The 13,358-nt window shown below is 32.8% G+C and carries 7 protein-coding genes; all 7 read right to left on the reverse strand.

Going from position 1 to position 13,358, the window contains the following annotated elements; all coding sequences use genetic code 11:
- Nucleotides 1-86: 86 nt before the first annotated feature.
- The gene (locus IPH62_18395; GenBank protein MBK7107249.1) at nucleotides 87-920 is read right to left on the reverse strand and encodes a glycoside hydrolase family 16 protein; all 834 of its coding nucleotides are present in this window, start codon (nucleotides 918-920) and stop codon (nucleotides 87-89) included.
- An 18-nt stretch (nucleotides 921-938) separates the two neighbouring features.
- Nucleotides 939-2,576: a sodium/sugar symporter gene (locus tag IPH62_18400; protein MBK7107250.1), complete on the reverse strand. Its 1,638-nt coding sequence runs from the start codon at nucleotides 2,574-2,576 to the stop codon at nucleotides 939-941.
- Between the two features lie 32 nt (nucleotides 2,577-2,608).
- Nucleotides 2,609-4,465, reverse strand: a complete 1,857-nt coding sequence (locus IPH62_18405) for a glycoside hydrolase family 3 C-terminal domain-containing protein (GenBank protein MBK7107251.1) — start codon at nucleotides 4,463-4,465, stop codon at nucleotides 2,609-2,611.
- 100 nt (nucleotides 4,466-4,565) lie between these two features.
- Nucleotides 4,566-6,386, reverse strand: coding sequence for a family 16 glycosylhydrolase (locus tag IPH62_18410; protein ID MBK7107252.1), 1,821 nt, complete (start codon nucleotides 6,384-6,386; stop codon nucleotides 4,566-4,568).
- A gap of 26 nt (nucleotides 6,387-6,412) precedes the next feature.
- On the reverse strand, nucleotides 6,413-7,444 hold the full coding sequence (locus IPH62_18415) for a PorV/PorQ family protein (protein ID MBK7107253.1): 1,032 nt from the start codon (nucleotides 7,442-7,444) through the stop codon (nucleotides 6,413-6,415).
- A gap of 15 nt (nucleotides 7,445-7,459) precedes the next feature.
- Complete coding sequence (locus tag IPH62_18420) at nucleotides 7,460-10,576, reverse strand: hypothetical protein (protein ID MBK7107254.1); 3,117 nt, start codon at nucleotides 10,574-10,576, stop codon at nucleotides 7,460-7,462.
- A 16-nt stretch (nucleotides 10,577-10,592) separates the two neighbouring features.
- Entirely contained in the window at nucleotides 10,593-13,316 is a 2,724-nt protein-coding gene (locus tag IPH62_18425; GenBank protein MBK7107255.1) for a TonB-dependent receptor, read from the reverse strand.
- Nucleotides 13,317-13,358 lie beyond the last annotated feature (42 nt).

Here is a 13,358-nt window from a genome sequence, read left to right on the forward strand (position 1 = left end):
AAGTTCCCCCAACCAAAATAACCATATAAAAAAATAGTGAACCAAATAAAATTCAGTTCACTATTTTCGAAAAAATAATTTGAAAACTAATTTGCAGTTTTTTGATAAACTCTTACATAATCTATTTCCATTGTTGCGGGAAATGCATCCGGATCAATTCCTTGAACACCGCCCCAATTGCCGCCGACTGCTACATTTAAGATTAAATGAAATCTTTTATCAAACGGCCATTTTTCCCAACCATTATTTTCATTTGAAAAAGAAAAATATTTTTGGTCGTCTATTAAAAAATCAATTTTTTCTTCACTCCAATTTATAGAGTATTTGTGAAAATCAGAAATAGCTGTTGGAATTTTTAACTTATTAGTTTTTTGAGTTCCGATAACGTGATTATATGCTTTTGTATGAACAGAACCATGAATTACATTTGGATCATAGCCAACGTGTTCCATAATATCAATTTCGCCGCTTTCAGGCCAGCCGCCATATTCCCAATCTGTTGAGAGCATCCAAATTGCGGGCCAAGTTCCTATTCCCGTTGGAATTTTAGCATAAACTTCAATTATGCCGTATTTCCAATCACCTTTATATTTACTTCTTAACCTTGCGGAAGTAAAATTTCTTGTTCCATCAGTGCTGGTATATTTTTCATCAATTGCAACAATTTTAAGTTTTTCATTTTCAATAAATGAATTCTCTTTTCGTGCAGTATAATATTGTTGTTCATTATTTCCGCCGCCATCCGCATTTACTTCATATTCCCATTTGCTTAAATCAATTTGAGTATTATTAAATTCATCATTCCAAACTAATTTATAACCTTCAATCTGCGGAATATTTTCTTCGTCTTTAGGCTCACTTCCGGATTCATTGCAATTGAAAAAAGTAAAAATCATTAAAGTGTATAATATTGTTATCATTTTTTTCTTCATTATTTATTACCAAAAAATTGCATATAAAAGTGCTAAGACTAAACAGACTGTATATGAAGCTAAATTAAAAGTTTTATCTGTGCTAAATATTTTTGCCGTTAAATTAAATCCTTTGGGATCATCATCATATTGATTTGATGATAAACTAATCATTGCCGCAATTACAATTGTTATTAGAAATGTATACAGCATTTGATCCATAAACGGTAATTCTATTGCCGGAACTTTTAGAACCAAAGCTACCGGAATTGATAATATTGCTCCCCATATTGCTCCGCGTGTTGTTACTTTTTTCCAGAATAATCCCAACATTGAAACTGCTAAAATTCCCGGACTTACTAATCCCGTATATTCTTGTATGTATTGAAATACTTGCGGTAAACTTTTTAAGAACGGAGCTACTAATAATGCAATTACCAATGCAACTGCTGCTGTAATTCTGCCGGTTGTTACCAGATTTTTTTCACTTGCATTTTTCTTTATGTATGGTTTATAAATATCCATTGTAAAAATTGTTGCAGTTGAGTTTAACATTGAAGCAAGTGATGAAACAATTGCGGCTGTTAATGCTGCTATAACTACTCCTTTTAATCCACTTGGAACAAATGTACTTATCAACCAAGGATATGCTTTATCATAATTTACAGATCCGTCTGTTTTTAAAAACGCATCTTTTACACCTTCAACTAATGCTGTTCCTTCCGGTTGAGAAAACATTACAAATGCTACTATTCCGGGAACCACAACAATTAAAGGAATGATAAGTTTTAAGAATGCCGCAAATGCAATTCCTTTTTGCGCTTCTCTTAATGATTTTGCTGCAAGTGTTCTCTGAATTATATATTGATTAAATCCCCAATAATATAAATTAGCAATCCACATTCCGCCGATTAATACTGCAATTCCCGGAAGATTATTAAACTCCGGATTATCTTTTGAAAGTATCATATGAAATTTATCACCGGCTGTATTATATATGTGATTTAATCCATTTACAATTCCGCCTTCCGGTGTAACATAATCTAACGCTATAATTGTTGTGATAATTCCGCCAAGTATAAGTAAAATTACTTGAATAACATCCGTCCAAGCTACTGCAGAAAGTCCGCCATATAACGAATATGCCGCAGCCAAAACTCCAAGTCCAATCATTGCCGGAAATAACAACGAACCATCCCCCGTTCCCATTACTGTATCTAAGGCTTTTGCGCCTAAAAACATTACAGTTGTTAGATTTACAAATACAAATAAAAATATCCAGAATATTGCAAGAATAGTTTTTAGAGTTGTGTTAAATCTATGTTCAATAAATTCCGGAATTGTGTAAATCTTTTTTTCGATAAAAATCGGTAAAAAGAATTTTCCGACTATTAACAAAGTTATTGCTGCCATCCATTCATAAGATGCAATTGCTAAACCGCCGGCAAATCCAGAACCGGACATTCCAATTATTTGTTCTGCAGAAATATTTGCAGCAATTAGTGATGAACCAATTGCCCACCATGTTAAAGTATTTCCGGCTAAAAAATAATCGTTGGAATTTTTTTCATGACCTTTCTTGTTTCTTGATACAAAAAGTCCAAGTGAAACAATACCAATTATGTAAATTCCAAAAATGATATAATCGAGACTATTAAAGTTCAATATGTGTTCTCCTTAAATTTTAAATTCTATTATCATTTTTTATAAGTTAATCCATATCCATATGGGAATAATGGATCGTAATTTTCATCACCTACATTAATTGGTATTTGTTCAATATTTTTAGGCCAAGTAAAAGATAATTTTCCGCTAAAATCAACATCACCAAAAAGTACGTCAGCAATTCCTTGTCCTTCTGAACCGGGAAGCCAAGCTGCGACAAATGCATTTGCTTTTTCTAATTCATTGTTAATTATCATTGGTCTGCCCGAAAGTAAAATTACAACAAATGGTTTATTTGATTCCTTTACTTTACTAATTGTTTTAATATCTTCTTCACTAAGAGTTAAATCTTGATCGTCTCCAAAGCCTTCTGCATAAGGATTTTCTCCAACAACAACAATTATAACATCAGCATTTTCAGCATTGCTTCCATCTAATGAAGTAATAACATTTGTATTTTTACTAACAGAATTTTTTACTGCATTTAAAATACTTGTTCCGCCTTTTACAACTTCACCATTATTTCCTTGCCAAGAGATTGTCCAGCCGCCGCATTGCATTCCAACATTATCTGCACCTCTTCCGGAAACTAAAATATTTTTAACTTCTTTAGAAATTGGTAAAATATTATTTTCATTTTTTAATAAAACTAAGGATTGCTGAACAGCTTTTCTACCAACTTCTCTATTTTCTTTTGATCCAACTTTTGCAGATAAATTATTTTCAATTTTAACTTTATTAAACAAATCAAAATTAAATTTAGCTTTCAAGATTCTGCTTACTGCATCATCAATTCTGGTAAGAGGAACTTTACCTTCTGCAACTAATTCCTTTAAATTTTTGATAAAGTCAAAATAAGTATTTATTGGCTGACCATTAACTCCAACTTTTCCTTGTAAAGCTGGACCATTAGGAATCATAATCATATCCAATCCGGCATTGATTGATTTTTCAATATCGCTTTTATAATCACCTTCTAATTGATCAATTGCTGCCCAATCAGAAACAATAAATCCCTCATATTTCAATTCACCTTTCAGCAAATCTGTAATTAAATATTTGTGCCCATGCATTTTTTCACCGTTCCAACTGCTGTAAGAAATCATAATGGTTGCTGTTTTCTCTTTCATTGCAGAAATATATCCGGGTAAATGAATTTTTCTTAAAGATTGTTCATCATATTCAGCATTACCTTGATCTTTACCGTTTGTAGTTCCTCCATCACCCATATAATGTTTTGTACAAGAAAGAACTGCTTCCGGTGAAGCTAAATTTCCATTTTCAAATCCTTTAACTGCGGCAGCGCCAAGCTGAGCAACAAGTTCAGGATTTTCACTAAAACTTTCGTAAGTTCTTCCCCATCTTTCATCTCTAACAACTGCAACACATGGCGCAAAAGTCCAATGAATTTTTGTAGCTGAAATTTCTTGTGCTGCAACTTTTGCAACTTCTTCAACTAACTCAGGATTTCTTGTGCATCCTAACCCAATATTGTGTGGAAAAATTACGGCATTGTTTACATTATTGTGCCCATGAACAGCGTCAATCCCTAATAGAATTGGGATTCCTAACCTTGTTTTAAGTGAAAAACCAATTAATGTATCTGCCATTTTTGTCCATCCGCCGGCAGAAATATCAGCTATTTCGGAATTTCCTCCCCAAAGAACTGAACCGATTGCATATTTTGTAATATCGTTATAATCAACAAGCGCATTTTGATCAACTTGTGTCATTTGACCAATTTTTTCTTCAAGTGTCATTTTGCTTAATAATTCTTTAACTTTTTCATCAACACCAACTTCAGCATTTTTAATTACATCAGTATTGTTAGAACAAGAAAGAGCCATAATAGAAAATATGAGTATAGAAAGGAAATTATTTTTTTTCATCAATTTGTCTCAATTATTATTGAATAAGTTTTGTAAAATTTATTGTGTGAGTCATTTAAAATATTGGTTGGGAAAAAATCATTTAACATGACAAACATTTTTATTTAAGATAAACCATTTTTTTTGAAAGTTTTGAATTTTCAGTAATTAAATTGATAATATAAACTCCGGAATTCACCGAATCACCATTATTATTTATAGCATTCCATAAAAACTGATGCTGCCCCATTGAAAGATTTATTAATTCTTTCGAGTAAATTTCATTTCCAATTACATCATAAATTTTCACAAAAACATTTTCCGTTTTGGGAAGCTGGAATTGAATATGCGTAGCACCGTTAAACGGATTTGGATAATTTTGATTTAATTTATAAGATGAACTTTTTTTATAAATTTTCTCATCATCAATTTTTGTAGCAATTTTTTCAATTACAATTCCGCTTAAAACTGCTCTATCTAATTCCGCACTAAAATTGAATTCTAAAATTTCATCGATTACTTCAACATTTTCAACTTTAATTTCATACGCTGCATTTTTTGGTACATGACTTAAAATATCCAAATTATTTTCTATCAAAACTCCTTCTACATGAACATCAAAAACTCTCTTCCCAATTGTATCAAAATATTTTTCTGCAAACATCAGATTTATATTATAACTTCCATTTGGGACTCTAATTTTATAACTAACTAAACCATTTCTTTCTGTTCGATAAATTTGATCCAAATCTGTAAGACCTATTGAAGCAGTAACTTGTGATTGATAACCTTCTGTAAAACCATATTCTTTACTTAAATCCCATTCTTGATCAGCAATAAATCCTATTTGTTCATCACCGCCAACATTAATTTTAATTGGGAATTGAAGTTCTTTTGTTACGGAAAAAGTCGACAATTTTCCAGCCATTGTATTGGGAGTTGCAACCAAATCTTTTATGTTAAGTGCAATAATATTGTAGGTTTTTGTTGAATCAAGATCAGAGACAGTTAAACGGACAGTTTTTTGATTTTCAAGAAGTTCAGCTTTTTCTATTGTAACGTTTACAATTGTATAACTTGATTTATTTTCAGCTGATTGTTTATTTATTTGTTCCGAGAAATATAAATCTATGGTATTTTTTAGTGCTCTAATTTCTAAAATTGTAGGAGGAGTTGTATCAGAATAACCAACATGCGTTTCATCAGTTAAACATAAAACTAATTTCCCATCATTAAAAACAGCGTTTTCTTTAATAAAATCACAGCCATTTCCATCCCAAGTGTGAGTTGCCTTATCCCATTTTGTTTCATCAAAATTATCAAAATTATCTAACCATTGAAATGTAAAATTATTTTCTGAACCAGAATCACCATTTCCGGGCGTGTATGAATAATATTTCACCCAATCATAATGGGCAAAAACCGGAAGAACTTCCGGCTTAAAAACTCCAACCCAATCTTCATAAATCGGATTCCATATGTTCATCATAATTTTTTGAGCATAAATTAATGTTGAAATGTGACTTCCGGTTTGCCTGTAAACTTCTTGATCATCGATAAACCAAGCTACATATTCCGGAGTCCATTCAAATCCGTAAGTATGATAATCTTCCGTTGGATCAAAATTCACAAAGTTAGATCTAACATGATTTGTTTGTCCAACCGTTATTGTGTTAAACTGAATATTGTTATTGTATCTGCCCAATATTTCAACATCAATTTCGTTCCATTTTCCGGTAGTCCAAGGAATTGAATCTGTTCCGGTGAAATAAGTGAAGAAGGATGCTAAAATTCCATCCTTCTGTTGTAATTTATAATTTGCTTCAAATCTTCCATAAAGATAAGCTTCTTTAGTTCTATATTCAGCTCCCTTATAATCTTTAGAAAGTAAATACGATTGACACATAAAAATAAGTAAGATAATCTTTATAGTTAGTTTCATTTTTCGCTTATAATTTTCCGATCAATTTAAAAAGTGATTGTTAATGTAAACTTTTGAACATTACTTAATCTGCCAAAATTTTGATAAGCATAATCAAATCCTAAAGAAACATTTCCCAATAAATATTGCTTAATTCCGGCACCGAGAGAAAATGATTCTTCCGATTCATCTAGGAACAATGATTTATATCCGCCTCTCAAAGCAAATAAATCGTTAAATACATATTCCATTCCAAGATTGATACTTTCATAATTATCGCTTACATGCAATGCATCTAAAGCAATTAACAGTTCGTGATTGTCAATCTTTATCGGATCATAAGCAACACCAACTCTAAAGTTTAACGGTAAATCCCATTCATCTGTTTGAAGATATGCGGGAATGTTTCCATTATTTCCGGAGTTTTCTTCATCCGGATCAAAAACTATTAATGCTGAGTTTCCCTGCAATTGCATTTTAGTTCCAAAATTAGAAATTGCCATTGCAAGCAGCATTCCATCAAATGGAGTTACATATTGAACTCCCATATCTATTGCTATTGCTGAGGCTGACATTTTCCAAATACTCTGCTGCACAAATTTAGGATTAAATCCAATTGAAAAATTATCGGTTAGCTGAATAGCCCAAGCAACACTGAACGCTATATCAGTTGCGCTGAAGGTTTCACCCGTTCCATTTGGATCATCAATTGTTGTAACTTTCATATCACCAATATCTGATGTAGTAAAGCTTAATCCAATTGCTCCAAGTGAACCTAAGTTATAAGTCAGCCCAATAAAATCATATTTTACATCCGCAATCCATTGAGTATGATCCACAATAAAACTTGCGCCTTCGACTTTTGTAATTCCAGCCGGATTCCAATAAAGTGCACTTGGATCATCAGCTACTGCAACAAATGCGCTTCCCATTCCCATTGATCTTGAACCTTGACTGATTGATAAAAATGGAGCCGCAGTTGTACCTCTTTTTGAAACATCACTTACAAATCCTTGCGGAAATAAATTTGAATTAGCAAGTATGATTAAAGTAAAAACTACTAATATTTTATTTTTCATTTTCAATCTCTACGCTTATTTAATGACTGCAAATTTGCCAATTTTTTCTCCTACACCAGGTGAATCTAAGTGATATATATAAACTCCGTACGCTATATCCATTCCGTCATCAGTTACAAGATTCCATGTTAAAGATCCGTCTGTAGGGGAAGAATCTTTATAAAGAGTTTTAATCAATGCTCCGGTAATTGTGTATATTCTTACTGTACATTTTGAAGGCAAGTTGATAAAATCTATCCTTCGTTCGCCTCTTCCAGATTCGGCAATTGTTCTTTTTTCCCATTTATTTGTAACAATGTAAGGGTTAGGAACAACACTAACATTATCCAATTTGTTTTTTGCACTATCCAAATCAACTCGTGCTGATTTTGATGTAAATGTAAAATAATCACCCGTAGCAAATGGTTTATTTATTGATAATTGAAAAATATCTCCAGTTACCGGCGGAGAAGGAAATGGTGCACTAATTGGGCCTTCCCATTTAATTTTCCATGCATAAACTAATTTATTATTAACTTTTTCAAGTAAAATAATAACATCGCCTATATCTAATTGTTTAGTCTTATTTAAATCAAAAAGTTCTACTTCAACTGTATCGCCTCGAGTAATATTTTTTGCAATAAAATTGATTGGAATTTTTGTATAAGTAGTTGTAACAGAGCCCATTGGTACAAATTCCAATTGATAATCAGCCGGAATTCTTAAATCATTTGTTTTAGATTTAATTAAACCAGTATCCGGAACAGCATGCAGGTTATAATTGCTGAACCCTCTTACCCAGCCCGTTAAATTTGAATTAACAGCAAGTGTATCATAATTTATTACATTTAAAGCAATACCGTCAAATGGAGTTCCGAGCAAGCCGGTACCAAAAGTTGAAGAATCAGAAGCAGCTTCACTTAATGTATCAACTACTCCATTTAAGTCTCTAGTAACATAATAATTTGTAGTTCTATAATTTGTTTTACTTCCCGGTAAAATATTCTCTGTTGATGAAACAAAATTAACTTTATAATTTGCTCCGTCTTTTACATCTTCTCCATTAATTACTGTAATTCCCAAAGATCCTGTTCCCAAACCTTGAGGATCAGACAATCCAACTACTGCTGAAGGATTATATCCAACCGCTGGTGCATTCGGAGTTACCATTGCGCAATTAATATCTATCCTTGTAATATTTCCCGCTTCATCAGCTTCAATAATTTTTGTAGTTTCTGTAGGAATTAAACCTTTTGTACCTTTTTCAGGATCACCCATGTCGTAAGCAACACAAGCATAATAGTAAACTTGACCATTAACAACATCTTTATCTATAAATGAATGCTGCAATCCGGTATCGTCACCTCTCCAAAAATGTGCACCGTTTACACCAACCGGATCAGGTCCTTTAATTCCATCATTAAGATCATACTGGACAATTGGTTTATAGTATTTCGCACTTCCTTTTGAATCAGTTATAACTTTAACATCTTGAAATTCCGGTTCTTTACTTCTTAAAATTAAGTACCCTTCGAAATCCATTTTGTTGCCTAAAAACGGATCGTATGATTTTTCAGCAACATCATTCCAGAAAAGAGATACTTGTCCATCTCCAGGGACTGCTTTAAGAGTCGGCTTATTCGGTGGACGAGAAAAATTGTAATCAGCATTATAAATTTGTTGAACTGTTTCTTTATTAAAAACAAGGTCTGCAAGATCATCGCCAAAAGCTAATGCTACAGAAAATCTTTCATTGTCATTTCGGCCTAATGGAAAAGCTCCCGAACCAAAAAGTATTTGAATATTTGCGTTTTCCAATACTGTATCAAATGTACTAACTTGGAACTTTGAATAAATTACATCGTCATTCTTAAGCCAAATATCTTTATTACCTTTACTGGCTAATCTTTGAATTGCTAAACTTGTTAAACCAATTTGATCTGATTCATCTTTATCAGTCGTATCAAAATTAGGTTCACCTGTAGTTGGTAATCCGTCACCTTCACCTTGATCTGGAGCTTCATATTCAAGATCGAATGGACCTAATCCGTCTTTTCCAACATCATTTCTTAATGGCTCTTTTGCATCGGCATCCCAAACTCCATTACCATTTATATCTTCAAACGGTAGCCAATCATTATTATTATCAATACCATCATTCATGTCTTCATCAATCATTCCGTCTTCATCATCATCAATATTATTTCCTATTCTTCCTGGACTTTGTAAAAAAGCATATCCAATAACACCTGTTTTATATCTGGCAGAAAGTGGTCCGCCCATTGGAGGATCGTTATATGCATAAGCAATATCAAGTGTTTTATCGTAAGATGCAAAATCTCCGGTATTTGCATCGTAATATCCACCGACACCTGTATCACAATAAAAACCGAAATATGTTGAATCATATCCCGCATCAGCAAGATTGTAAATATCATAATGCCAGAAAATAATATCTTCTGCCAAAACGTTTACCCATTGTAAACCTCTAATTTCGATTCTAAGACCTAATCCCCCTCTATCCGGCATTGAAGCTACCGGGAAGTAAGAGTATGGTGGTCGCGTAAATTCGCGATCTTTAGAATCATCGATTACATAAAATGTTTCTTCATCGGCATTTGATTTTTTGCCAAAATATCCGTACCAAAAGCCATCCCAAGAATCATCAACCAAAGGAAGTGCTCGAGGCCAATTTATAGGCCATGTTGCTGTATTTGTACTGACTGCAGGAGATTCGCTTGATGGAGCAACATATCCCGGAACCGGCCTTGTTACCCATTCCTCATTTGTAACCGGATCTTTATCAACTTCTTCTCTATATGCACCTTCCGCCGGGGTAATTACATTATTATTACCAGGAGCAATCGCTCTTGCAGTAACAATTGGAGTACAACCGTCAATATAACTATGTTGACTTCCTTTAGGCCATTCACCAGAATTTGTAATTGCAGCACCATCAACCCAATAGCCAAGTTCGCCAGTATTTTCAAAAACCGAACGAACCAAATTTCCCTGGAGTACACCTCTTTTCTTATATAATTTATTTCCGAGCGGTTCGTTTCTGTAATTATCATATTGTTGATCAGCTGATTGCCCAAGAACAAAACTTGATGAAACAAATATGATTAAAAAATAAAATTTCCATCTAAACATTCCAGACTCCTTATAATTAAAAACCAACGCTAAATCCGATTCTTACTTGCCTTGGAGCTGAGTAATCGTTAGGATTTAGTAAATATTCTTCTATCGTGTTTAATCCATAAATTATTCCTGTATAATCTTCAGCACCTAAATCAACTCCGGCTCTTCCAGTCGATGCATTAATTCCATATTCATTTTTAATATCAAATATATTATATACAAGTAAATACGTATTAAATAATAATCCCGAAATTTCTAAAGTTTTGGTTGCTTTTAGATCTAAATTTAAGATGGTTGGTTTTCTACCATTATTTTCAAAACGCAATTTTTGAGTATATCTAGCATCTTCGGTATATGGCATTCCGGAACCATAATTAAAAATTAATCCAACAGTCCAATCTTTTTGATCACCAATAGTTACTGATGCATTAAGTGTATGGTTCTGATCCCAATTTAAAGGAACAACTTTTTTATTTGTTTCTCTTGGCGGAAATGTCTGTTGGTTATAAAAATTTGTTAAAGGATCCGATGCATTTCCCTGTGCAACTTGATATGTATAATCAATTTTTGCACTGAACATATCGGCATAACGTTTATCTAAAGTAAGAACTAAACCTCTAACATTTCCATAATCTCTATTATAATAACGGCCATAAAGATCGCCGTCATAAGTTTTTATTACTTCTGTTCCTAAAAGGTTGGTTATATCGCTATAATAAATTGAAGCATCAATAGAAACATTTGGGAAAATTACCTGCTGAACACCAAGCTCATATTTCACCGTTTTTTGAGCTTTCAACTCAGGATTTCCAATAATTGAACTTAAGGCTCCTTCAACAATTACATACGCTCCATTTGTATAAAGTACATCAAATGTTGGTATTTGGAAAAAATGCCCGTATGAAAAATGTATTGCACCCTGATCCGAAATTGGGAAAGAAACTCCTAATCTTGGACTAATTTGAAATTCTGGTTCTGAACTTGTTTTTCCGAGTTTGCCATATTTTTCTAAAGTTGTTTCATAAAACAACGGATTATTCCTTGGATTTTGTAAATCAACCGGTAACGAATCATTTGCATTAAAATAGTCTAATCTTATACCGGCATTGATAATCATTATATCATATTCCATTTTATCCTGAATATACGCAGAGAATTCAAATGGTCTTCGCTGATATTTTTCATTATATTGGGTTCCTACGTTATTGTAACCAATTGTATAAACTGGTAAACCCGTAATTGAATCTGGCGGTGCACTTTCAGTTTGATTTCTAATATCTTTCCAGTGATAAAATAATTTATATTGTGTGAACTCAGCACCAAATTTTACTTTATGCTGTTTCGTTACTTGAGATTCCAATGCAAAAATTGCCGTATTTGTATAAGTAAATCTATTATATCTATCTGTTTCGTTTCCGCCATGTCTAAAAGTATATGAAGATTGCGTAGATGACAATGTTGGATCAACATAAGTTGAATCATATTCATTTTCGTGTAGATATCCGCTATATCTATTAAAATTTGATGCTAATTTTAAAGTTGCAAAAATATCTTGTGTTGGATAAAATGATATTTGAACATTATTGCTCGTATTGGTTCTGTAATGATTTTTCAATCCATCCGGAGCTAATCTGTAATCATGGCTGTAATATTTATTCCAATGATCATCCCAGTAAAAACTGTAACTGAATTTCCAATTTTCCAAACCATAGGATATTTTTCCATTAAATGATTTATTTTCTTCGGGATTCATCGGAACATATTTCCCATCACCTGAATAAATATTAAAAAAACCTTCCGGATCATTTGGATCAAAGATAAACGGTGCAACATCTTCTATATTATAAACTCTTTTTCCATACATGTATCCGTCATTTTTGAAATATCTGCCGGTCATAAAAAAGTTTAATCCATCGGCAAGTTTCGTTGGTCCGCTTAGACTAAACTGAATATCTTTAGGACCGGATAAGTCAACCTTATTCAAATTATAAAAAATATCCGTATGATTTGTGAAATAACCGCCCACGTATGCAGACGCAAAACCTTCATAGAAAGAAGAACCGTCTTTGGTTACAATATTAACAACACCGGATAAAGCTTTACCGTATTCCGCATTAAAAGTACCACTGATAACTTCTAATTCTCTTACGGAATTGTTTTCAACTTGTAATGCGTTTTGACCATTGTAAACATCGTTTACAGGAATACCATCTACTAAGTATGCAACTTCATTTGATCTGCCGCCTCTAAAATGTCCATCAATAACACCGGCTTGTAAATTGATAATTTGCCCAATGTTTTCAACCGGCATCATTTTAATATCTTCTGATGTAACAATTGCGGAAGTAGAAGTTAAATCTTTAGTTATCATCGGTGCTTCGGCTTGAATAACGATTTCGTCAATTTTAATTGATTCGGAAACTAAAGAAATATCAAGATTGGTAGTAAGGTCAATTCGGATACCAACATTTTCAATTCTTGTTTTGTGATATCCTACCGCACTTACAATTACGGTATATTTTCCCGGAGGAATATTGTTAATATAGTAATCACCTTCTATATCAGCGGCTGCACCTAGAAAAGTACCTTCAAGTAAAATATTTGCACCGATTACGGGTTCGCCCGTATCTTTATCTAAAATTTTACCGGATAGTTTTCCTGTTGTACCGGCATTTAAAAGTCCGGCAAAAAATATAATACTAATAAAAAGTGATTTATAAATAATTCTTATACATCGAAAATCTATTCTCATAGTTTTTCCAAAATTTTAAATATCGTTTTTGTTAACTCAAAA

Source organism: Ignavibacteriota bacterium, assembly GCA_016708125.1.
In the GTDB taxonomy this organism is placed as follows: domain Bacteria; phylum Bacteroidota; class Ignavibacteria; order Ignavibacteriales; family Melioribacteraceae.